This is a genomic window from Streptomyces sp. NPDC002446 (assembly GCF_053595675.1).
In genome coordinates this window covers 40,666-62,565 of the sequence record NZ_JBSFYC010000045.1, presented here as the reverse complement: position 1 = coordinate 62,565, position 21,900 = coordinate 40,666, and the positions used below count along the sequence as shown (strand labels likewise).

Below are 21,900 nucleotides of genomic sequence, written 5' to 3'. Positions count from 1 at the left end.
AAGCGAAGCAGTCCACACACCAGGCCCCGGAGGACCGTCACCGGCAGCCGAACAGCCCCGCGCAGCGGCAACGCCCGCCGCAGGCGCAACGGCGAACAACCCCCACGGCGGGACAGCCAAAAACGTGCGCGGCAGGCCAAGCGCAGCGGACCGGCTACCGTTCTAGTCGTGTCAGCCCGCATCACCCACCCCGAGCAGCTCAAGGAGCTCCTCGGGATCCCGTTCACCCCGGAGCAGACGGCGTGCATCACCGCCCCGCCCGCCCCGCAGGTCATCGTGGCCGGCGCCGGTTCCGGCAAGACCACGGTCATGGCCGCGCGCGTGGTGTGGCTGGTGGGCACCGGCCAGGTCGCCCCCGAGCAGGTCCTCGGGCTGACGTTCACCAACAAGGCGGCCGGCGAGCTCGCCGAGCGGGTGCGGGCCGCGCTGCTGGCCGCCGGCGTCACCGACCCGGACGCGCTGCCGCCGGCCGGCGACGGCACCCCGGCCGACCAGCCCCCCGGCGAGCCCCGGATCTCCACGTACCACGCCTTCGCCGGCCAGCTCCTCAAGGACCACGGCCTGCGCATCGGCCTGGAGCCCAGCGCCCGGCTGCTCGCCGACGCCACCCGCTTCCAGCTCGCCGCCCGCACCCTGCGCAGCGCCCCCGGCCCCTATCCGTCGCTCACGACCTCGCTGCCCTCCCTCGTGGAGGACCTCCTCGCCCTGGACGCCGAGCTCGCCGAGCACCTCGTGGACCCCGCCGAGCTCCGCGCGTACGACACCGGCCTGCTCGCCGCCCTCGACGGGGTGAAGCTCACCAACGCCGACCTGCGCAAGGTCCCCGAGACCGCCCGCGGCCGCCTGGAGCTCCTCGACCTCGTCGGCGCCTACCGGAGCGAGAAGCGCCGACGCGATCTGCTCGACTTCGGTGACCAGATCGCCCATTCGGCGACCCTCGCCACCACCCGCCCCGAGGTGGGCCGGATCCTGCGCGACGAGTTCCGGGTCGTCCTGCTCGACGAGTACCAGGACACCTCCGTCGCCCAGCGGCTGCTGCTGTCCGGCCTCTTCGGCTCCGGCACCGGCCACGCCGTGACCGCCGTCGGCGACCCCTGCCAGGCCATCTACGGCTGGCGCGGCGCCTCCGTCGCCAACCTGGACGACTTCCCCGCCCACTTCCCCTTCGCGGACGGCACGCCCGCGCGCCGGTACGCCCTCAGCGAGAACCGCCGCAGCGGCGGCCGCCTCCTCGCCCTCGCCAACGGCCTCGCCGCGCCCCTGCGCGGGATGCACGAGGGCGTCGAGGCGCTGCGCCCCGCCCCCGGCGCCGAGCGCGACGGCGTCGTGCGCTGCGCCCTGCTGCCCACCCATGCCGAGGAGATCGGCTGGCTCGCCGACTCCCTCGCCCATCTCGTCCACACCGGCACCCCGCCCGGCGAGATCGCCGTACTGTGCCGCACGGCCGGCGATTTCGCCCGGATCCAGGGCGAACTGGTCGCCCGGGACATCCCCGTGGAGGTCGTCGGCCTCTCCGGGCTGCTGCATCTGCCCGAGATCGCCGACCTCGTCGCCGTCTGCGAAGTCCTCCAGGACCCCACCGCCAACGCCGCCCTGGTCCGTCTGCTGATCGGCCCGCGCTGGCGCATCGGCCCCCGCGACCTGGCCCTGCTCGGCCGCCGCGCCCGCATGCTGGTCCAGCACGGCGGTCCTTCCGACGACCCCGACCAGCGCCTCGCCGAGGCCGTCGAGGGCGTCGACCCGGCCGAGACCCTGTCGCTCGCCGACGCCCTCGACACCTTCCTGGAGGCCGAAGGGCCCGACGACGGGCTTCCGTTCTCCGCCGAGGCCCGGGTGCGCTTCGCCTACCTCGCCACCGAGCTGCGCGATCTGCGGCGCTCCCTGGGCGATCCGCTCATGGACGTACTCCACCGGGTCCTCGCCACCACCGGCCTGGAGGTCGAGCTCTCCGCGTCGCCCCATGCCCTCGCCGCCCGCCGCCGCGAAACGCTCGGCACCTTCCTCGACATCGCCGCCGGCTTCGCCGCCAAACAGGGCGGCGAATCCCTCGACGGCGAGGCCACCCTCCTCGCCTTCCTCGGCTTCCTGCGCACGGCCGTCCAATACGAGAAGGGCCTGGACGGCTCCCTCCCCGGAGGCGAGAACACCGTCAAGGTGCTCACCGCCCACAAGTCGAAGGGGCTGGAGTGGGACGTGGTCGCCGTCCCCGGCCTGGTCGGCAAGCAGTTCCCCAGCGAACAGGCCCGCGAGTCCTGGACCAGCCGCGCCAAGGTCCTGCCGCACGCCCTGCGCGGCGACGCGGCCACCCTCCCCGACGTCGAGGAGTGGGCCGCCCGCGGCCTGAAGGACTTCAAGGAGGCGATGAAGCACCACCAGGAGACCGAGGAGCTCCGCCTGGGCTATGTCACCTTCACCCGCCCCCGTTCGCTGCTGCTCGGCTCCGGCCACTGGTGGGGCCCCCAGCAGAAGCGCCCCCGCGGCCCGTCCGCCTTCCTGGAGGCGTTGCGCACGCACTGCGAAGCGGGACACGGCGAGATCGAGTTCTGGGCCGAGCCCCCCGAGGACGGCGCCGAGAACCCGGCCCTCGCCGAGGCCGCCATGGAACAGGCCTGGCCGCTGCCCCTCGACCCCACCGCCACGGCCCGCCGCCGCGCCGCCGCCGAGACGGTCCGCGCCCATCTGGCACGCCGTACGGGCCCGGAGGCGCCCGCCCCCGCGCCGCCGTCCTCGCCCGACCCGGAGTGGCCGCCGCCACCGCCGGACGACGAGTGGGAGGGCACCGGCGATCCGTACGCCCCCTCGGAGGCCGACCCGTTCGGCATCCCCGAGGCCGACCCGTTCGACGAGCCCTGGCCGTACGCCGAGGCTCCCGTCGCCGACCCGTACGGCGAGATCCCCGACGCCGAACGGTTCGACGAGGCCCCTGACGCCGACCCGTTCGACGGGACGGCGCCGTACGCCGCCACCGCCGCCCCCGGTGCCGAGCCGGCCCCGGACCGCCGCCCCCGCATCATCGCCCAGCGCTCCACGGAGCCCGACCTCACCGTGCCCGATACCGCCGGGTCCGGTCCCACTGCGTCCGGTCCCATCGCGCCCGATTCCGCCGGGTCCGATCCCGCCGGGCCCGATGTCGCCGGGCCCGATGTCGCCGGGCCGGGCGGCCCCGGGCCCGCCCCCGCGCCCGGCCCCGCCGGAAGCTCCTCGCACGGGCTGCTCCCCGAGGAGCGCCGCCTCGTCGCCTCCTGGGACCGCGATCTCGACGCGCTCACCGCCGAGCTGCGCCGCTCCCGCGCGAGCGTCCGCGAGGTCCCGCTGCCCGCCGCGCTCAGCGCCACCCAGCTGCTCCGCCTCGCCGCCGACCCGGACGGCTTCGCCCGCGAGCTGGCCCGCCCCATGCCGCGCCCGCCCCAGCCCGGCGCCCGCCGCGGCACCCGCTTCCACGCCTGGGTCGAATCCCGCTTCGAGGAGCTGACGCTGCCCCTGCTCGGCCCCGACGAACTCCCCGGCGCCGAAGAGGGCGAGGAGTCCAAGATCGCCGACGAGCACGACCTCGAAGCCCTCAAGGAGGCCTTCGCCCGCACCCCGTACGCCCACCGCACGCCGTTCCGGGTCGAGGCCCCCTTCCATCTGACGCTCGCCGGGCGGGTGATCCGCGGCCGCATCGACGCGGTCTACAAGGAGTCCGGCCCCGACGGCGACCGCTTCGAGATCATCGACTGGAAGACCGGCCGCGACCGGACGGCCGACCCCCTCCAGCTGGCCGTCTACCGCCTCGCCTGGGCCGAGCGCTACGGCCTGCCGCCGTCCGCCGTCGGCGCCGCCTTCCTCTACGTCCGCACCGGAGAGCTGGTCAGACCCGCCCGGCTGCCAGGGCGGGCCGGGCTGGAGCGCATCCTGCTCGGCGAGACCGCCGACCGCCCTCCCCCGGAAGGCCGATAGGCTCGGCCGTATGAGCACAACCCCGGACAGCGCCGTCCGCGCGTACATCACCGGCCACCGCGAAGCCTTCCTCGACGACCTCGCCGACTGGCTGCGCATCCCCTCCGTGTCCGCCGACCCGGAGCGCGCCGGCGAGGTGCGCCGCAGCGCCGAATGGCTCGCCGCGAAGCTCACCGCCACCGGCTTCCCGGTCGCCGAGATCTGGGAGACCGACGGCCTGCCGGCGGTGTTCGCCGAATGGCCCTCCGAGGACCCCGCCGCGCCGACCGTGCTCGTCTACGGCCACCACGACGTGCAGCCCGCCGCCCGCGAGGACGGCTGGCACACCGACCCGTTCGCGCCGGAGATCATCGACGGCAAGCTCTACGCCCGCGGGGCCGCCGACGACAAGGGCCAGGTGTTCTTCCACACCCTGGGCGTGCGCGCGCACCTCGCGGCCACCGGCCGCACCGCCCCCGCCGTCAACCTCAAGCTGCTCGTCGAGGGTGAGGAGGAGTCCGGCTCGCCGAACTTCCCTGCCCTGATCGCCAAGCACGCCGAACGCCTCGCCTGCGACGCCGTGATCGTCTCCGACACCGGCATGTGGTCCAGGGACACCCCTACGGTCTGCACCGGCATGCGCGGTCTGACGGACTGTCAGATCGATCTCTACGGGCCGGACCAGGACATCCACTCCGGCTCGTTCGGCGGCGCCGTGCCCAACCCGGCCACCGAGGCCGCCCGGCTGGCCGCCGCGCTGCACGACGGCGACCGCCGCGTCGCGATCCCCGGGTTCTACGACGGCGTGATCGAGCTCACCGACCGCGAGCGCGAGCTCTTCGCCGAGCTGCCCTTCGACGAGGCGGAGTGGCTGCGCACCGCGCACTCCCACGCCACCCTCGGCGAGGCCGGCAGCACGACCCTGGAGCGCATCTGGGCCCGCCCGACCGCCGAGGTCAACGGCATCGGCGGCGGCTACCAGGGTCCCGGCGGCAAGACCATCGTCCCGTCCGCCGCCCAGCTGAAGCTCTCCTTCCGGCTCGTCGCCGGCCAGGACGCGGCCGCCGTCCAGCGGTCCGTACGCGACTGGGTCGCAGCCCGCCTCCCGGCCGGCATCCGCCACGAGATCACGTTCTGGGGCGCCACCCGGCCCTGCCTCACCCCCCTCGACCACCCCGCGCTCCAGTCCGTCGTCCGCGCCATGGGGCGGGCCTTCGGCCAGAAGATCCGCTTCACCCGCGAGGGCGGCTCCGGACCGGCCGCCGACCTCCAGGACGCCCTCGGCGTCCCGGTCCTCTTCCTCGGCATCTCCGTCCCCTCCGACGGCTGGCACGCACCGAACGAAAAGGTCGAGCTCGACCTGCTGATGAAGGGCGTCGAGACCGCCGCCCACCTGTGGGGCGACCTGGCGGAGACCTGGCGCACGGCTTGACCGCGCGCACCGCCGCACCGCTCCGCGCCCGTACGCAGCAATCACCCACGCCACAGGGGGAGTTGGAAACAGCAGTGACCACCTGGACCGACCAAAGCGCCGACCGGCCGCTCACCTTCAGCGCGCCGAGCGGGATCGACCGCTCCGCCCATCACCGTCTGGACGAGGCGTGGCTGGCGGCGGCCTGGAGCCACCCGACGACCCGCGTCTTCGTGGTGTCCGGAGGTCAGGCACTGATCGACGACACCCCCGACGGCCGTACCGAACTGATCATGACGCCGTCCTTCGAGGCGCCGCTGACCGAGGCACACCGCTACTACCTCGGCACCGACGACGAGGGCGTCAGCTACTTCGCCCTCCAGAAGGACTCGCTGCCCGGCCGGATGGACCAGTCGGCGCGGCCGGCGGGCCTGCGCGAGGCCGGGCTGCTGCTGTCCCCGCGCGACGCCGGCCTGCTCGTCCACGCCGTCGCGCTGGAGAACTGGCAGCGCCTGCACCGCTTCTGCTCACGCTGCGGCGAGCGCACCGTGATCGCGGCCGCGGGCCACATCCGCCGCTGCCCGGCCTGCGGCGCCGAGCACTACCCGCGCACCGACCCGGCCGTGATCATGCTCGTCACCGACGAGGAGGACCGCGCGCTCCTGGGCCGCCAGGTGCACTGGCCCGAAGGACGCTTCTCCACCCTCGCGGGCTTCGTCGAGCCGGGCGAGTCCATCGAGCAGTCCGTGGCCCGCGAGGTCTTCGAGGAGGCGGGCGTCGTCGTCGGCGACGTCGAGTACGTCGCCAGCCAGCCCTGGCCCTTCCCCTCCAGCCTGATGCTCGGCTTCATGGCCCGCGCCACGTCCTCCGAGATCCAGGTCGACGGCGAGGAGATCGAGGAGGCCCGCTGGTTCTCCCGCGAGGACCTGCGCGCCGCCTTCGAATCCGGCGAGGTCCTGCCCCCGTACGGCATCTCCATCGCCGCCCGCCTGATCGAGCTCTGGTACGGCAAACCACTCCCCAAGCCGTGAGCGACACCGCCGGCCGGACCCCGGACCCCGCACCGGGTCCGGCTGGCGGCCGCGGCGTCCGGCTGGCGGTCGCAGCGGGTCCGGCCGGCGGTCGCAGCGTCCGTCCGGCGGCCGCACCGTCCGGCTGACGGCCGCACCGTCCGGCTGACGGCCGCACCGTCCGGCTGGCGGCCGCAGCGCGTCCGACCGGCGGTCCTGGGACCGAGCGCGGCCCTATGACCGAACTCACTCCGCGACGATGCTCACTCCGCGACGGCGCTCACACCGGGGTGGCGCTCACTCCGCGACGGCGCTCACACCGTGGCGGCGCTCACACCGGGTGCGGCAGGCCGCCCCTCAGCGGCGCCCGCCTCCCGCGCTCAGGCCGCGCCCACCTTCTGCTTGACCTGTGCCAGGGACGGGTTGGTCAGCGTCGAACCGTCGGCGAAGAGCACGGTCGGCACCGTCTGGTTGCCGCCGTTGGCCTTCTCCACGAACGCCGCGGACTCCGGGTCCTGCTCGATGTTGATCTCGGTGTAGGCGATTCCCTCACGGTCCATCTGGCTCTTCAGCCGACGGCAGTAACCGCACCAGGTCGTGCTGTACATCGTCACAGTGCCCGCCATGCGCCCCGCGCTCCTTCGTCAGTAGTGAATCCGTACCGCCCACTCGGCGCGGCCAAGCAGCACAACGCACGTCGGGCCCGGGCAATTCCCGGCTTCCCGGAACGCCCGCCTGACCCACAGTCTCCGGCATTCCGCCGGCGCACGTCGCCGGCCGTCCACAGCGGCCGCGCCTCGTACGACCGGGACCCGGCGGCTGTGGACAGACTTCCCGGGCGCCCCCGCGGACCTGGCAGCATGGCGGGGTGACAGCAGCAACGGACTCCTCCCTCTTCCCGCGGGTGCCCGACACGGCCGACGGGGTGCTCGACGGGCTCGACCCCGAGCAGCGCGAGGTCGCGACGGCGCTGCACGGTCCGGTGTGTGTGCTCGCCGGTGCGGGCACGGGCAAGACGCGGGCGATCACCCACCGGATCGCGTACGGGGTGCGGGCCGGGATCCTGCAGCCCGCGAGTGTGCTCGCGGTCACGTTCACGGCCCGCGCGGCAGGCGAGATGCGCGGCCGGCTGCGTCAGCTCGGCGCCGGCGGGGTCCAGGCCAGGACGTTCCACTCCGCTGCCCTGCGCCAGCTCCAGTTCTTCTGGCCGAAGGCCGTCGGCGGCGAGATCCCGCGGCTGCTGGAGCGCAAGGTCCAGCTGGTGTCCGAGGCCGCCGCCCGCTGCCGCATCCGGCTCGACCGCAGCGAGCTGCGCGATGTCACCGCCGAGATCGAATGGTCCAAGGTCACCCAGACCGTGCCGGCCGACTACCCGGCCGCGATCGCCAAGGCCGCCCGCGAGGCGCCCCGGGACTCGGCCGAGATCGGGCAGATCTACGGCACGTACGAGCAGCTCAAGCGCGACCGCGGCACGATCGACTTCGAGGACGTGCTGCTGCTCACCGTCGGCGTGCTGCAGGACCGGCACGACATCGCCGAACAGGTCCGCGCCCAGTACCAGCACTTCGTCGTCGACGAGTACCAGGACGTCAGCCCGCTCCAGCAGCGGCTGCTGGAGCTGTGGCTGGGGGACCGCGACAGCCTCTGCGTGGTCGGCGACGCCAGCCAGACGATCTACAGCTTCACCGGCGCCACCCCCGACCACCTCCTCGACTTCCGCACCCGCCATCCCCACGCCACGGTCGTCAGACTCGTCCGCGACTACCGCTCCACCCCGCAGGTGGTGCACCTCGCCAACGGTCTGCTCTCCCAGGCCAAGGGCCGCGCCGCCGAGCACCGCCTGGAGCTGGTCTCGCAGCGCGCGGCCGGGCCCGAGCCGGTGTACACGGAGTACGCCGACGAGCCCGCCGAGGCGGAGGGCACCGCCCGCCGCATCCGGGACCTGATCGCGTCCGGCGTGCCCGCCGGCGAGATAGCGGTGCTCTTCCGCGTCAACGCCCAGTCCGAGGTCTATGAGCAGGCGCTCGCCGATGCCGGTGTGCCGTATCAGCTGCGGGGCGCGGAGCGGTTCTTCGAGCGGCCCGAGGTGCGCGAGGCCGGCGTCAAGCTGCGCGGCGCCGCCCGCTTCGGGGCCAACGACACGCTGCTGGACGACGCCGTGGACCTGCCGTCCGAGGTCCGGGCGGTGCTCAGCGACATGGGCTGGACCGGTGAGCCGCCGGCCGGCTCGGGGGCGGTGCGGGACCGCTGGGAGTCCCTGGCGGCTCTCGTGCGGCTCGCCGAGGACTTCGCCGCGGCCCGGCCCGGGGCCTCCCTCGCCGACCTGGTCGCCGAGCTGGACGAGCGGGCCAGTGCCCAGCACGCCCCGACGGTGCAGGGGGTGACGCTCGCCTCCCTGCACGCCGCTAAGGGCCTGGAGTGGGACGCCGTCTTCCTGGTGGGCCTCACCGAGGGCATGATGCCGATCACCTACGCCAGGACCGATGAGCAGATCGAGGAGGAGCGCCGGCTGCTGTACGTCGGCGTGACCCGTGCCCGGCGGCATCTGGGCCTGTCCTGGTCGCTGTCGCGCTCTCCCGGCGGTCGGGCCTCCCGCAGTGCCAGCCGCTTCCTGCGGGGCCTGCGCCCCGGCTCCGGGGCACCGGCGGGACGCCGTACGCCGGGCGCGGTCCCCGGCAGCGTCGAGCGCGGCGACGGTGCGGCCCCGGTGCGCAGGCGCTCCGGGCACCGCAGCCCTGCCCGCTGCCGGGTCTGCAACAGAACGCTGACGGACGCCGGCGCGATGAAGCTGATGCGCTGTGAGGACTGCCCCTCGGAACTCGACGAGGCGCTGTACGAGCGGCTGTGCGAGTGGCGGGCCGAGCAGGCCGCCCGTACACGGCAGCCGGCCTACTGCGTCTTCACCGACAAGACACTGATGGCGATCGCGGAGGCCGTTCCGGGAACCGAATCGGAGCTTGCGGTCATCTCAGGAGTGGGGCGGCGCAAGTTCGACCGCTACGGCAGCGATGTGCTGGCTATCTGCGCCGGCGAGGAGCTCATGGGAGCCTTGGGAGACCCGTCCGAGGGCACCTTGGAAAACTCGTCGGAAAAATAGTTTGCGCACGCGGAGCGCATCCCCATAGCCTGCGGGAGCGACGGAAACAACGGAACCTTCCGGGATCCGATGGATCCGTGCTGTACTTGAACACCCTGGAACGGGATCTCCCGTTCCACCGAGACGCCGAGAGGAGGCGAGCCCAGTGATCAGCTTCATCGAGACCAACAAAATGACCGATCTCTCGGTCGTCGCCGCCTGCACGCTCGGCTCTTCGCTTCCTGGCACCGGTCTGTCCGGCTTCGGCCGTCTGTCCGGTATCGAGGTCGCGCGCCCCGAGTCCCTCGCTGTGCTGACGCCCAGTGAGCGCACCGCGCGACCGACCGAGGCACCTGCGGCAGTAGCAGTGGCGGCCGAGGCGAATGCCTTTGCCTTCGCGGCGGCGGCCAATGGTGCCGAATCCCGGAAGCAGTACCAGACGAAGCATGAAATGTGGGCCTACCGCGGCCTCGAACCCTGGAGAGATCCAGCCTGATCGGCAGATCAGGTCGGCACCTTCCAGGGCCGCGGAACCCACACCGGGATCCGCGGCCCTTTTGTTTGCTCCAAGCGCCCGCCACAAGCCGGGCCACAACAGACGAGGAACACACACCGTGCAACTGCAGACGCACACCCCGTCCGTAGCCACCGACCTGATCCCTCCGCCCGACCCCCAGGAGACCTCCTTGCTGCCCCTCACCGAGCTCGACGACGAGATCGACCGCCTCGGCGCTGCCGTCCCGTGCCGCACCTACGACCCCGAGGTCTTCTTCGCCGAGTCCCCGGCCGACGTGGAGTACGCCAAGACGCTGTGCCAGAGCTGTCCGGTCCGTGAGGCCTGCCTCGCCGGCGCCAAGGACCGCCGTGAGCCCTGGGGCGTCTGGGGCGGCGAACTCTTCGTCCAGGGCGTCGTGGTGCCCCGCAAGCGTCCGCGTGGCCGTCCGCGCAAGAACCCGGTTGCGGCATGAACACCACAGGCACAGGAACGATCGACCGTCCCGTCACACGGGATCCCAAGAAGCAGGACCCCACGATGAACCCCACCTTCACCGACACCCCCGTCCCCGCGAACGCCGACGTGATCGAGTCGCGTCAGAACAGGAACCACGCCATGCAACTCATTCCAGAAGCCCTGGCACGTGCGCATATGCATGAACGCCTGCGGGAGGCCGAGTCCGAACGCAGGGCTTACCGGCTCGCCGCCGCGCGGCGGATGCAGCGTCGCGCCGAGCGCGCCTCGCTCCGGGCCCGCCGTGCGCTGGCCATGGCCGTGATGCAGTAAGGCGATGCCCTGACACCGCCGCCCACCACGGGGTCCGTCCGACAGGACGGGCCCCGTGGTGCGTTGTATCCGGCTTCGCGCGGTTGACGGGGATATCGTCGGATGGTGGACCAGAAGACGCATGAGCAGGCGGAGTTGGCCGACGGGAACACGGTGTGCGCCGGCTGCGGCGCGGTCGCCGAGGGCACACCGCCGACCTGGACCTGCTCCGTGGAGAACGGCGAGCGCCGCTACTTCTGCGACAACTGCGCCCGGGAGAACATCCGGGCCATCGAGGGGCGCCTGGACTCGAGCTGGTGGTGAGCCCCGGACACCGGGCTCAGGCCGTGCTCTCCTCGACCGCCTCCTCACCGGTGTCCGCAGAGGTCGTGGTGCTCCCCGAGGCGCCGAGGCCGGGGGCGTGGTCCGTGACGTCCCAGGCCGCCGGCTCCTCCTCGGGCACGAAGCCCGGCATCCACGCCTCCAGCTCGTCGCGCAGCCGCACCGTCGCCCCCAGCTGGCACAGCACCCCGATGGTGCTCAAGGTCACACGGTGGATCAGCAGATACGCGGGCGGCAGATTGAGCTGCTTGCCCAACTGGTACGCGGGGGAGCGCGGATCGCCGATCCGGGCCGCCTGATGGCGCATCCAGCTGCGGGTGAAGGTGAACTCATCGGCCTGAGCGGGCTCGATGATCGGCAGCAGATACTCCAGTACCGCGTCCGGATCCAGCTCGACGGACTCCTTGACGAAGCCCTCCTCGCACAGCTGCTGGTAGACCGCGTCCGCCTCCCCGTCCAGCGTCATCCGCAGCGAGCTGCCGATCGTCGGCGGCAGCCCGTCGGGCAGCCGGTCGACGGTGCCGAAGTCCAGTACGCCCAGCCGCCACTGCTCGGCGGGCCCGTCCGGGGAGTCCCCGGCCAGCAGCCGGAAGTTGCCCGGATGCGGGTCGGCGTGCAGCAGGCCGGTGCGGGCCGGGCCGGAGAACAGAAAGCGGGCCAGGAGCTGACCGGCCCGGTCCCGCTGCTCCTCGGTGCCGTCCGCAATCACCTCGGACAGCGGCACCCCGTCCATCCACTCCGTCACCAGCACCTCGTCGCACTGGTACACCACGGCCGGCACGACCACGTCCGGGTCGTCGGCGAACTCCTCGGCGTGCGCCTGCTGGGCCTGCGCCTCCAGGGAGTAGTCCAGCTCCTCCGATACCCGGTCGCGCAGCTCGGTGATCAGCGGCTTGATGTCCATACCGGGGATCAGCGGCCCCAGCAGCCGGGCGAACCGGCTCAGCTGCGCCAGATCCGACAGCAGAGCCTGACCGGCGCCCGGATACTGCACCTTGACGGCCACCTCGCGGCCGTCGTGCCAGACCGCCCGGTGCACCTGCCCGATCGAGGCGGCCGCGGCCGGCTTGTCCTCGAACTCCTCGAACAGCTCCCGCCAGTCCTCACCGAGCCGTTCCGCGAGTACGGAGTGCACGGTGCTGGTCGGCATCGGCGGTGCGGCGTCCTGAAGCTTAGTCAGGGCGGCGCGGTAGGGTCCGGCGATCTCCTCGGGCAGCGCCGACTCAAAGACGGACAGCGCCTGCCCGAACTTCATCGCCCCGCCCTTCAGCTCGCCGAGGACCTTGAAGAGCTGTTCCGCGGTGCGCTGTTGGAGCTCCCGGCCGACGAGCTCGGCGGATCTGCCGCCGATCCGCTTGCCCAGGCTCCAGGTGGCACGGCCGGCGAACCCCAGTGGCAGCGCGGCCAGCTTGGCGGTGCGGGTGACCGCCTTGCGGGGAAGATCAGACATGCGCCCCTCCAACTCACACTGTCCCCCAACCGGGGTTACTCCGTCATTGTGGCGTGTCACGGCCGAGGATCCGAGGCGCCTGCCCCACACAGTGAAGCGGCGGCGCCGCAGCCGCACTCCGGATGGGCCTCGATCCGTACCGTGCGCACGCTCGCACACGGCAGCGCGAGCTCCATCCGCGCCCCTGTGCACGGCGGCAGTTCACCGTCGAGGAACGTCAGCGCCTGGACGGCGGCGAGCCCGGCGACCGCGGACGCCAGTGCCGCGTCACAGGCCGGCACGGCGGGTGCCGCGCGCCCCGACCGCCACTGCGTCAGCAGCCGGGGCCAGGCCGGCTCCGCGTCCGTACGGCGCAGCTCGTCGCAGCCGGCGCAGGCCGAACCACCGGGCAGCACCAGCGGACCCACCACACCCGTGCCCTCGATCACGCCCGCGTAGAGATGCGGGATTCCGGCGCTGAGCAGCGGCTCGGACAGCACCGGGTCGGGGGCGTACGCGGCGAGCCCGTCACGCGGGGCGAGCACCACGAGCGACAGGCCGGGCTCGCCGGACTCGCTGACCGGCACCCTCGGCCGGGGCCGGCGGCTCCAGGGGGAGGACTGCTGGACCAGCCGCTCGGCGGCCTCCTTGCGCTGCTCACCGATCCGTTCGGCCGGCAGTCCGCCGGGTGTCACGTCCGCGGGTGTGACCCTGCCGCCGTCGAACACCTCCACCCGGCCGATCCCGGAGGCCGAGAGCAGCGCAGCGATCGCCGCGCCCACCCGGCCGGCTCCCTTGACCCGGGCCCGGACCGCCCGGCGCGCGCCCATCCGGCCCAGGGCGCCGGCCGGCTCCCGGTACTGCACCGACAGGGAGGCCAGGTCGGGCCGCAGCTGTTCGAAGGCCGGGTGGTCGGCCCGTACGGCCTCCGCCGCCGGGCCGCCCGCGGTGGGCGCCTCCAGCAACCCGGCCGCGCCGAGCCGGTCCACCACTCCCCGCGCGTGCTCGGGCGGCAGGTCCAGTAACGCGGCCTCCGCGATGAGTTGCTGCATGGTGCGGGTGCCGTCGATCAGCGAGAGGAAGCTGCCGGTCGCCGTGTCGACCGGGCCGACCACCATCGCATGGGCCGGCGCCACGCCGAACCGCACCGTCTCCCTGTCCCGCCATCCGCGCCGCAGCGCGGGCTTGAGCATCGGATGCATGTCATCCGCCCCCGTCCTTCGTCGGTCCGGTCTTCAGCATGCGCCCTGCGGCGGATCGGGTCCGAAGTTATCCACAGGCGGTGCGGTATTAGTCGTACAAGCGGTGCACGCCATGGAGTGGTTCGGCGGCGAACCGTCCGCGGGGCGGGACTTCCCGCAGGGCCAGCGGGTAACGTCGGGCGCGTGCCCGCCGACCCTCCCGCTCACGGCTCAGGGGAGACACCCCTGCGCCGCGCCGCAGACACTTCGCGCCGGGCTGCCCCGAGCCCGAAGGGCCGCGGGGGGTCGGGGACGAGCGCGGTCGAGGTGCGCCGCAGCTCACGGCGGCGCAGAACGGTCTCCGCGTACCGCGAGGGGGACCGCACGGTCGTCCTGATTCCGGCCCGTATGTCCGAGGCCGAGGAGCAGCGCTGGGTCACCGTCATGCTCGACAAGCTCGCCGCCCAGGAAAGCAAGCGGATGCTCGGCGACGGCGAGCTGGCCGAGCGCGCCGAGCGGCTGTCGGACCAGTTCCTCGACGGCCGGGCCCGGCCCGCGTCGGTGCGCTGGGTCACCAACCAGAACACCCGCTGGGGATCGTGCACCCCGGCCGAGGGCAGCATCCGTCTCTCGCACCGCCTTCAGGGCATGCCGGAGTACGTCATCGACTACGTCCTGCTGCACGAGCTCGCCCATCTGCTCGTCCCCGGCCACGGCCCCCGCTTCTGGCGCCTGTTGGAGTCCTACCCCCGTACGGAACGGGCCCGCGGCTATCTCGAAGGAGTCGTCGCGGCCGACCGGCTGCCCCACCTGCCCGCCGCCCGGAGCGAATAGCGCTGCCGCGCGACATCCGCCGCGCCCCGGGATCGCTTGCTGTCGGTGCCAGCGGTTAGCCTGGCCGCGCAGACGAACTCACAGCGGGAGCGGGGGACGGGCGTTACGTATGGCCAGGGAATTCCAGCGGGGCCACAAGGCCAAGATCGGTGATCTGACGGCGGGGACGGATCTGTACGTCGGCGTGCAGATCGCCGGACCCGGCCTCACCTTCGACATCAGCTGCTTCGGTCTGGACGCCGACGAGCGGCTCTCCGACGACCGGTACTTCATCTTCTTCAACCAGCCCAAGTCGCCCGAGGAGTCCATCCAGCTGCTCGGCGCGCAGGCCGGCGACAGCGAGTCCTTCCGGGTCACCCTCGACAAGATCCCGCCGCACATCCAGAAGCTCTCCTTCACCGCCGCGCTCGACGGCGCCGGCCAGGTCTCGCAGATCGGCCCCGGCTACATCCGGATCGTGGCCGGCGGCGAAGAGGTCGCCCGCTACTCCTTCACCGGCAGCGAGTTCAGCACCGAACGCGCCGTGATGCTCGGTGACTTCTACCTCAAGGACGTCTGGCGGTTCGCCGCGGTCGGCCAGGGCTTCGACGGCGGCCTGGAGGCCCTGCTGAAGAACTTCGGCGGCGAGGTCGCCGAGGAGGCCGAGGCGCAGCCCGAACCGCCCGCGCCCGCGCAGGCAGTGCCCGGCTTCGCTCCGCCGTCCGGGCCGGCCGCCCCGGCGCCGTCCTTCGGGGCCCCGGCCGCCGCTCCCGTACCGCCGCAGCCCGCGCCCGGATTCGGCCCGCCCCAGGGCTCGCCGCAGACGGCGCCCCCGGCCCCCGCTCCGGCGCCCGAGCCCCCGCAGCCCACCGCCCCGCAGGTCCACAGCGCGCCCACCATCGCCGCGCCGCTCGCCCCGCCGCCCGGCCCGGTGGCGCCTCCCGGACAGCAGCCGCCGGCCCCCTACGGCCAGCCGGCACCCGGCCAGCCGATGCCCGGTCAGGACCCGTACGGCCAGCCGCAGCCCGCGCCCGGCGGATTCCCCGGCCAGCAGGCCCCGCAGGCACCCCCGTACGGCCAGCCCGGCCAGTTCCCGGCCCAGCCCGCGCCGTACGGCCAGCCGGGACAGCAGCCCCCGGGCGCCCCGCACCCCGGCGGCCAGGCTCCTGCCGTCCCCCAGGGCGGCGGCCCCGGACTCGGCGTCGTCCTCGACAAGTACAAGGAAGCCCCCACCGGCCAGCGCTGGACCCCGCAGAACGGCAAGCTGATCCGCGTCGACCTCGGTGTCGACGGCCAGCCGGTGCTCGCCCGCCAGGGCAGCATGGTGCTCTACCAGGGCAAGGTCGACTTCGGTTACAAGGGCGCCGGCTTCCGCGGCCGGATCGTCGGCAACGCCACCGGCCAGGAGATGCAGCTGATGCGCTGCACCGGAGCGGGCCAGGTCTTCTTCGCGGAGAACGGCGCCCATGTCCACCCCATCGAGCTGCAGGGCGACGCCATCTGCGTGTCGGCTGAGGCCGTCCTCGCCTTCGACGAGTCGCTGCAGCACGAGGTCCGCCGGATCGAGGGCCACGGCATCCCCGGTGGCGCCCTGTTCACCATGCAGTTCCAGGGCACCGGCACCCTCGTCGTCAAGACCCACGGCACGCCGGTCGTGCTGCCGGTCACCCCGACCACCTTCGCCGACTCCAACGCCATCGTGGCCTGGTCCGCCGCCTCGCAGGTGATCATCTCCAGCCAGGTGAGCCTGCGCCGGCACGCCTATCCGGGCCACTCCGGCGAGACCGTGAACCTCCAGTTCCGCGGTGCGCCCGGCAACTTCATCGTCGTCCAGCCCTACGAGGTCTGAGGGAGCCCGTAACTCATGAACCAGCAGCAGATGTCGGGCTACGTCCCGACCCCGCCCGCCGCCCGTATGGAGAACCACGGCAGCGCCATGGTGAAGATCGCCATGCAGAGCGGCCAGGACGTCTTCGCGCGCACCGGCTCGATGGTCGCCTACGAGGGCTTCGTCCAGTACGAGCCGAACCCGCCCGCCGTCCGCCAGATGGCCTCCCAGTGGCTGACCGGCGAGGGTGCGCCCCTGATGAAGTGCTCCGGAGACGGCCTGCTCTACCTGGCCGACTACGGCGCCGACGTGGTCTGCATCAACCTCAACGGTGACGCGCTCTCCGTCAACGGCACCAACCTCCTCGCCTTCGACGCGAGCCTCCAGTGGGGCGTACAGCGCGTCAAGGGCATGGCGAAGTTCGCCGGCCAGGGACTCTTCAACGTCGGGATCTCCGGCACCGGCTGGGTCGCGCTGACCTCCCGTGGCACGCCCGTCGTCGTCGACTGCGGCCGCGGCGAGGACGAGACCTATGTGGACCCGGACGCCCTGGTCGCCTGGTCGACCAACCTGAAGATGAAGGGCAAGCGCAGCTTCAAGGCGTCCTCGATGATCGGGCGCGGCAGCGGCGAGGCGTACCAACTCGGCTTCTCCGGCCAGGGGTTCGTCGTCGTACAGCCCAGCGAGGACAGCACCGACCGGCTCCGGGCCCGGGGCTGAGGGGGAGGACGAACACGCCATGCAGAGTCCGCTTTTCGCCTTCACCGAGGCACAGACCCAGGACCGCTACGCCCTGCAGAACAGCCAGCTGCTGCGCGTCGCCCTCCAGGGCCACGAGGACGTCCTCGCCCGTAAGGGGGCGATGGTCGCCTACCAGGGACTGCTCGAATTCGACGGCAACTACCAGACGCCGGGGCAGCGCCGTGCCCGCGCGCACTCCGGCGAGGGCCTCGACCTGATGCGCGTCTCCGGGCAGGGCACGGTCTATCTGGCCAACCTCGCCCAGTACGTGCACGTCGTCGACGTCGACCACGACGGCCTGACCGTCGACAGCAGCTACGTCCTGGCGCTGGACTCCGGCCTCCACTGGGAGGTCGTCTCCGTCGACAGCCAGTACGGCATCTCCGGCACCGGCAAGTACCAGCTCAACATCTCCGGGCAGGGCAAGGTCGCCCTGATGACCTCGGGCGAGCCGCTGATGCTGCAGGTCACGCCCGACAAGTACGTCAACGCCGACGCCGACGCGGTGGTCGCCTGGTCGGCCTCGCTGCGGGTGCAGATGCAGGCGCAGACCCACTCCTCGGGCGTGTGGCGGCGGCGCGGCAACACGGGCGAGGGCTGGGAGCTCAGCTTCCTGGGCCAGGGCTATGCGCTGGTCCAGCCCAGCGAACTGCTGCCGCCGCAGAACGCCGTCATCGGCTCCGGGGTGGCCGCCCAGTTCGGCATGGGCCAGCAGGGCGCCCGGGGACAGAACCAGGGCAACATCTTCACCAACTGACCCGCCGCCGACGCTCCTCGGCGCCCGCCCCGCAAAGGGCGGGCGCCCAAGGAGTCGTTGCCGTCTACAGGAGGGCGCGGGCGCGCTCCACCAGGCGCGCCACCGAGGCATCGGCGACGCCGGGCACCTCGTCGTACGCGAACCACCGCAGGTCCAGCGACTCGTCGCTGATCGCCGCCTGCGCGCCCTCGGGCGCCAGCGCCGCGTACTGGACGTCCAGATGCACCGCACAGGGCGTGTGATGGCGGTCCAGCCGCACCGGGCCGCCGGGCAGCAGCGTCAGCCCCTGCGCGATCCCCGACTCCTCGCGCGCCTCACGCAGCGCCGCGTCCGCCAGCGAGGCGTCCTCGGGCTCGCAGTGGCCGCCCATCTGCAGCCACATCTCCAGCTTGCGGTGCAGCGTGAGCAGCACCCGGCCGGCGGCCGGGTCGATCACCAGCGCGCTCGCCGTGAGGTGCCCGTCCTTGCAGGGCTTCCACATGCCGTCCTGATGGGCGGCGAGATGATCCAGATACGTCAGCCGCAGCTGCTCCTGATCGGGCGACGGCGCGGGCCACTCCTTGAGCACCCGCGCCGCATCCGCGTGCAGACTCACTTGTCGCCGTCACCCTTGCCCTCGCCCGGTGCCGCATCGGGACCGTCGCCCTCCTGGGAGGGCTTGCCCAGATCCGGCCTGCCGCCGCGGGCGGCCTCGCCGAGCATCTTGTCGAGCTCGGAGAAGTCCGCCTGCTCGTGGTGGACAAAGCCGTCCGGGTCGTCCAGGTCGGCCGCCGTCGGCAGCATGTCCGGGTGCTCCCACAGGCCGTCGCGGCCGTCCAGGCCCCGCGCGTCGGTGAGCGACGCCCACAGCCGCGAGGCGTCCCGCAGCCGCCGCGGACGCAGCTGGAGACCGATCAGGGTCGAGAAGGTCTGCTCGGCGGGACCGCCGCTCGCCCGCCGCCGCCGCAGCGTCTCGCGCAGCTTGTCCGACGACGGCAGATGCGGCTTGGCGGCGGCGTGCACCACCGCGTCCACCCAGCCCTCGACGAGCGCCAGCGCGGTCTCCAGCCGGGCCAGCGCGGCCTTCTGCTCCGGGGTGTCCTCGGGCTGGAACATGCCCTGCTGCAGGGCGTTCTGCAGCTCCTCGGGGTGCTGCGGATCGATCTGGCCGACCACGTCCTCCAGCTTGGTCGTGTCGACCTTGATGCCGCGCGCATAGCCCTCGACGGCACCGAACAGATGCGAGCGCAGCCACGGCACATGGGCGAAGAGCCGCTGGTGGGCGGCCTCACGCAGGGCCAGATACAGGCGCACCTCGCCCTCGGGCACCCCCAGGCCCTCGCCGAACGAGGCGATGTTCCCCGGGAGCAGCGCGGCCTTGCCGGCCGGCCCCAGCGGCAGCCCGATGTCCGTCGAACCGACGACCTCGCCGGCCAGCACGCCCAGCGCCTGGCCGATCTGGGTGCCGAACATCGCGCCGCCCATGGAGCGCATCATCCCGAGCAGCGGGCCCGCCATGGCCTGCATCTCCCCGGGCAGCACATCGCCCATGGCCGCCCCGACGCGCTCGGCGAGCGGATTGACCAGGTCCTTCCACACCGGAAGGGTCTCCTCGACCCACTCGGCGCGGCTCCAGGCCACCACCGAGCCGGAACCCGACGGCAGCGACGTCACACCGTCCAGCCACAGGTCCGCCAGCCGGACGGCCTCCTCCACGGCGGAGCGCTCGCCCGGGGACAGGCTCGCGTCCTTGCTGCCGTCCTCGGCGCCCTGCGCGACGGTCTGCCGCGCGATGTCCTTGGCCATGTCCCAGTTCACCGGGCCGCCCTCGTACGAGAGCATCTGGCCGAGCTTCTGGAAGGCGGCTCCCAGATCGCCAGGGTTCATCTGGCCGCCCGGGCCGCCCATGCTGCCGAAGAGCGCCGCGAACGGATTGTCCGCGCCGCCGCTCCCGCCGCCGAACCCGAACGGGTCCGCGGGGCCCTGGCTACCTCCCTGGCCGCCCTTCTTCTTGCCGTTGTCGCCGTCCTCCGGCTCCTCCGGCGGAAGGCCGAATCCAAATGGGGTGTCACTCACGGGTTTCCTCGGCTCGTAGGGCCGCCGACCAGGTGGCCGACGGCGGCTGCCCGACATCACCTCCAGCGTAGACACCCCGCCCGCATCGGGGCTCGGTGCTTCGCTGTCCCGGTGGCTGCGGCAGGATGGAGCCACCTGGTGCGGACGCGTCAGTACGCGTCCGCACTGAAGACAACCGCTGGAGACGCCCGGTGAGTTCCCCAGATCCGACCGTTCGCGCAGCGCGAAACGCTGCGGCCCAGACCGAGAAGGCAGGCGACACCGCGGGCGGCGCCCCCGACCGGCCGCTGCGCCGGCCCGTCGTCGCCGTCACCGGAGCCGCGTCCGGAGTCGGCGCGCAGCTCACCCGCGCCCTGGTCGCCTCCGACGAGGTCAAGGCGGTGGTGGCGATCGACGAGCGGCGCGGCGACGTCGCCGAGGCGCACTGGCACGTCCTGGACGTACGCGACCCCGCGATCGCCGACAAACTGCGCGGCGCGGACGTCGTCGTCCACCTGGCGCTCGACCTCGACCTGGAGACCGACGCCACCGCGCGCACCGCCTACAACGTGCGCGGCACCCAGACCGTGCTGACCGCCGCCGCGGCCGCCGGCATCCACCGGGTGGTGCTGTGCACCTCCGCCATGGTCTACGGGGCGCTGCCCGACAACGACGTGCCGCTGGCCGAGGACGCCGAGCTGCGGGCCACCGCGGACGCCACCGGCGTCGGCGACCTGCTGGAGATCGAGCACCTGGCGCGCCGCGCGCCGCGCGCACACCCGGGCCTGAACGTCACCGTGCTGCGCCCCGCTGTCCTGGTGGGGGGCACCGACACCGCGCTGACCCGCTACTTCGAGTCGCCCCGCCTCCTGGTCGTCGCCGGATCCCGTCCCGCCTGGCAGTTCTGCCACGTCGAGGACCTGGTCAGCGCCCTGGAGTACGCGGCACTGGAGAAGGTGGACGGCGAGCTGGCGGTGGGCTGCGACGGCTGGCTGGAGCAGGAGGAGGTCGAGGAGCTGTCCGGTATCCGGCGGATGGAGCTGCCGTCCTCGGTGGCCCTGGGCGCCGCGGCCCGGCTGCACCGCATCGGCCTGACCCCCTCGCCCGCGGGCGACCTCGCGTACACGATGCACCCCTGGGTGGTCAGCGGCAGCCGGCTGCACGACGCGGGCTGGCGGCCCCGGTGGACGAACGAGGAGGTGCTCGCCGAGCTCCTGGAGGAGGTCGCCGGACGGCACACCGTCGCCGGCCGCAGGCTGGGCCGCAAGGACGCCACCGCCGCGGGTGCCGCCGGCGCCACCGTCGCCCTCCTGGGCACCGCCGCGCTGGTGCGGCGCGCCCGTAAGGCCCGCCGGCGCATCTGAGCGCACCGGGCCCGCGGGGCTGGAGGAGTCTCCATACGGCGGCCGGGACGACCGGCAGAAACGGTCATTCCCCGGCGCCGCCGCGGTGCGGCACGATGGGGGTATGTCTGGCACGCCTTCCCCCTCGACCCCCGGCCGCGACCACCCCGGTGAGCGGGCCGCGGCGGACCCGATCCGGCTTCTGGAGATCCGCGACACCGCCCTGTCCCTCGACGAGGTGTTCGCGGCCGCGGGCGACCCGGCCGCCGGTGGCACGGCCCTGTTCGTCGGCACGGTCCGCTCGCACGACAACGGTGCCGACGTCGAGGGCCTGGGCTACTCCGCGCACCCGACCGCAGTGGCGGAGATGCGCCGGATCGCCGAGAAGGTCGTCGCCGACTATCCCGTGCGGGCGCTGGCCGCCGTCCACCGCGTGGGCGAGCTGCGGATCGGTGATCTGGCCGTGGTCGTCGCGGTCTCCTGCCCGCACCGGGGCGAGGCGTTCGAGGCCTGCCGCAAGCTGATCGACGACCTCAAGCACGAGGTCCCGATCTGGAAGCACCAGACGTTTGTGGATGGAACCGAGGAGTGGGTAGGAGCCTCATAACGTACGGGGTGGTGGTCCCAAACCCCGAGACGGCCGTTCTCGAACGCGGGGCCGAACCGGTGTAACGCATTCCGGTTGCGTAACCCGCCCCCTGGCGTGAGCGTTGATCTGGCAGATGGCTAATCTGCTTATTCGTCGATTGCGGTCGT

General features: G+C 73.0%; 19 protein-coding genes. 14 read left to right on the top strand and 5 right to left on the bottom strand.

What is annotated here, in order from left to right; translation table 11 throughout:
* Window positions 1-168: 168 nt before the first annotated feature.
* The 3 genes from ACWD6P_RS24110 (at window position 169) to nudC (ending at window position 6,360) form a co-directional block, all read left to right on the top strand.
* A complete protein-coding gene (locus ACWD6P_RS24110) occupies window positions 169-3,939 on the top strand; it encodes a UvrD-helicase domain-containing protein (RefSeq protein ID WP_451446224.1) in 3,771 nt (1,256 codons plus the stop codon).
* 10 nt (window positions 3,940-3,949) lie between these two features.
* Window positions 3,950-5,350, top strand: coding sequence for a dipeptidase (locus ACWD6P_RS24105; RefSeq protein WP_451446223.1), 1,401 nt, complete (start codon window positions 3,950-3,952; stop codon window positions 5,348-5,350).
* Between the two features lie 74 nt (window positions 5,351-5,424).
* Window positions 5,425-6,360, top strand: coding sequence for an NAD(+) diphosphatase (gene nudC / locus ACWD6P_RS24100; protein WP_451446222.1), 936 nt, complete (start codon window positions 5,425-5,427; stop codon window positions 6,358-6,360).
* A 359-nt stretch (window positions 6,361-6,719) separates the two neighbouring features.
* Here nudC and ACWD6P_RS24095 read toward each other — a convergent pair whose 3' ends face one another.
* Window positions 6,720-6,965: a mycoredoxin gene (locus ACWD6P_RS24095; protein ID WP_393489069.1), complete on the bottom strand. Its 246-nt coding sequence runs from the start codon at window positions 6,963-6,965 to the stop codon at window positions 6,720-6,722.
* 242 nt (window positions 6,966-7,207) lie between these two features.
* Here ACWD6P_RS24095 and ACWD6P_RS24090 point away from each other — a divergent pair, with 242 nt between their 5' ends.
* The 5 genes from ACWD6P_RS24090 (at window position 7,208) to ACWD6P_RS24070 (ending at window position 11,000) form a co-directional block, all read left to right on the top strand.
* Window positions 7,208-9,436: an ATP-dependent DNA helicase UvrD2 gene (locus ACWD6P_RS24090; protein ID WP_451446221.1), complete on the top strand. Its 2,229-nt coding sequence runs from the start codon at window positions 7,208-7,210 to the stop codon at window positions 9,434-9,436.
* 145 nt (window positions 9,437-9,581) lie between these two features.
* The gene (locus tag ACWD6P_RS24085) at window positions 9,582-9,911 is read left to right on the top strand and encodes a hypothetical protein (protein WP_451446220.1); all 330 of its coding nucleotides are present in this window, start codon (window positions 9,582-9,584) and stop codon (window positions 9,909-9,911) included.
* Window positions 9,912-10,029: 118 nt separating this feature from the next.
* Window positions 10,030-10,383: a WhiB family transcriptional regulator gene (locus ACWD6P_RS24080; protein ID WP_451446219.1), complete on the top strand. Its 354-nt coding sequence runs from the start codon at window positions 10,030-10,032 to the stop codon at window positions 10,381-10,383.
* Window positions 10,380-10,697 (top strand): hypothetical protein, encoded by a 318-nt coding sequence (locus ACWD6P_RS24075; RefSeq protein ID WP_451446218.1) that lies wholly within the window; start codon window positions 10,380-10,382, stop codon window positions 10,695-10,697. The genes ACWD6P_RS24080 and ACWD6P_RS24075 overlap by 4 nt, the downstream gene beginning before the upstream one ends.
* Window positions 10,698-10,799: 102 nt before the next feature.
* Entirely contained in the window at window positions 10,800-11,000 is a 201-nt protein-coding gene (locus ACWD6P_RS24070) for a hypothetical protein (protein WP_451446217.1), read from the top strand.
* Between the two features lie 16 nt (window positions 11,001-11,016).
* On the opposite strand, the gene ACWD6P_RS24065 is transcribed toward ACWD6P_RS24070, so the two are convergent.
* Both ACWD6P_RS24065 and ACWD6P_RS24060 read right to left on the bottom strand, forming a co-directional pair.
* Window positions 11,017-12,468 (bottom strand): ABC1 kinase family protein, encoded by a 1,452-nt coding sequence (locus tag ACWD6P_RS24065; protein WP_451446216.1) that lies wholly within the window; start codon window positions 12,466-12,468, stop codon window positions 11,017-11,019.
* Between the two features lie 56 nt (window positions 12,469-12,524).
* Window positions 12,525-13,640: a ThiF family adenylyltransferase gene (locus ACWD6P_RS24060; protein ID WP_451446230.1), complete on the bottom strand. Its 1,116-nt coding sequence runs from the start codon at window positions 13,638-13,640 to the stop codon at window positions 12,525-12,527.
* Window positions 13,641-13,832: 192 nt separating this feature from the next.
* On the opposite strand from ACWD6P_RS24060, the gene ACWD6P_RS24055 reads away from it, so the two are divergent.
* From ACWD6P_RS24055 to ACWD6P_RS24040, 4 genes are all read left to right on the top strand, one after another.
* Entirely contained in the window at window positions 13,833-14,462 is a 630-nt protein-coding gene (locus ACWD6P_RS24055; RefSeq protein ID WP_451446215.1) for a M48 metallopeptidase family protein, read from the top strand.
* A gap of 109 nt (window positions 14,463-14,571) precedes the next feature.
* On the top strand, window positions 14,572-16,290 hold the full coding sequence (locus ACWD6P_RS24050) for a TerD family protein (RefSeq protein WP_451446214.1): 1,719 nt from the start codon (window positions 14,572-14,574) through the stop codon (window positions 16,288-16,290).
* 15 nt (window positions 16,291-16,305) lie between these two features.
* On the top strand, window positions 16,306-16,989 hold the full coding sequence (locus tag ACWD6P_RS24045; protein WP_451446213.1) for an AIM24 family protein: 684 nt from the start codon (window positions 16,306-16,308) through the stop codon (window positions 16,987-16,989).
* A 19-nt stretch (window positions 16,990-17,008) separates the two neighbouring features.
* Window positions 17,009-17,767, top strand: coding sequence for an AIM24 family protein (locus ACWD6P_RS24040; protein ID WP_451446212.1), 759 nt, complete (start codon window positions 17,009-17,011; stop codon window positions 17,765-17,767).
* Between the two features lie 64 nt (window positions 17,768-17,831).
* Here ACWD6P_RS24040 and ACWD6P_RS24035 read toward each other — a convergent pair whose 3' ends face one another.
* Together ACWD6P_RS24035 and ACWD6P_RS24030 are read right to left on the bottom strand one after the other, a co-directional pair.
* Window positions 17,832-18,362, bottom strand: a complete 531-nt coding sequence (locus ACWD6P_RS24035; RefSeq protein ID WP_451446211.1) for an NUDIX hydrolase — start codon at window positions 18,360-18,362, stop codon at window positions 17,832-17,834.
* Entirely contained in the window at window positions 18,359-19,822 is a 1,464-nt protein-coding gene (locus tag ACWD6P_RS24030; protein ID WP_451446210.1) for a zinc-dependent metalloprotease, read from the bottom strand. The genes ACWD6P_RS24035 and ACWD6P_RS24030 overlap by 4 nt, the downstream gene beginning before the upstream one ends.
* Window positions 19,823-20,013: 191 nt before the next feature.
* On the opposite strand from ACWD6P_RS24030, the gene ACWD6P_RS24025 reads away from it, so the two are divergent.
* Both ACWD6P_RS24025 and ACWD6P_RS24020 read left to right on the top strand, forming a co-directional pair.
* The gene (locus ACWD6P_RS24025) at window positions 20,014-21,165 is read left to right on the top strand and encodes an SDR family oxidoreductase (RefSeq protein ID WP_451446209.1); all 1,152 of its coding nucleotides are present in this window, start codon (window positions 20,014-20,016) and stop codon (window positions 21,163-21,165) included.
* Window positions 21,166-21,268: 103 nt separating this feature from the next.
* The gene (locus tag ACWD6P_RS24020) at window positions 21,269-21,751 is read left to right on the top strand and encodes a molybdenum cofactor biosynthesis protein MoaE (protein WP_451446208.1); all 483 of its coding nucleotides are present in this window, start codon (window positions 21,269-21,271) and stop codon (window positions 21,749-21,751) included.
* The last annotated feature ends 149 nt before the right edge of the window (window positions 21,752-21,900 follow it).

What these genes read in the sequence shown, in the direction of transcription:
- ACWD6P_RS24020 (WP_451446208.1), top strand. Translation starts at nt 21,269, where the DNA reads ATGTCTGGCACGCCTTCCCCCTCGACCCCCGGCCGCGACCACCCCGGT.
- ACWD6P_RS24105 (WP_451446223.1), top strand. Translation starts at nt 3,950, where the DNA reads ATGAGCACAACCCCGGACAGCGCCGTCCGCGCGTACATCACCGGCCAC.
- ACWD6P_RS24040 (WP_451446212.1), top strand. Translation starts at nt 17,009, where the DNA reads ATGCAGAGTCCGCTTTTCGCCTTCACCGAGGCACAGACCCAGGACCGC.
- ACWD6P_RS24045 (WP_451446213.1), top strand. Translation starts at nt 16,306, where the DNA reads ATGAACCAGCAGCAGATGTCGGGCTACGTCCCGACCCCGCCCGCCGCC.
- ACWD6P_RS24095 (WP_393489069.1), bottom strand. Translation starts at nt 6,965, where the DNA reads ATGGCGGGCACTGTGACGATGTACAGCACGACCTGGTGCGGTTACTGC.
- ACWD6P_RS24050 (WP_451446214.1), top strand. Translation starts at nt 14,572, where the DNA reads ATGGCCAGGGAATTCCAGCGGGGCCACAAGGCCAAGATCGGTGATCTG.
- ACWD6P_RS24070 (WP_451446217.1), top strand. Translation starts at nt 10,800, where the DNA reads ATGGTGGACCAGAAGACGCATGAGCAGGCGGAGTTGGCCGACGGGAAC.
- ACWD6P_RS24075 (WP_451446218.1), top strand. Translation starts at nt 10,380, where the DNA reads ATGAACACCACAGGCACAGGAACGATCGACCGTCCCGTCACACGGGAT.
- ACWD6P_RS24065 (WP_451446216.1), bottom strand. Translation starts at nt 12,468, where the DNA reads ATGTCTGATCTTCCCCGCAAGGCGGTCACCCGCACCGCCAAGCTGGCC.
- ACWD6P_RS24060 (WP_451446230.1), bottom strand. Translation starts at nt 13,640, where the DNA reads ATGCTCAAGCCCGCGCTGCGGCGCGGATGGCGGGACAGGGAGACGGTG.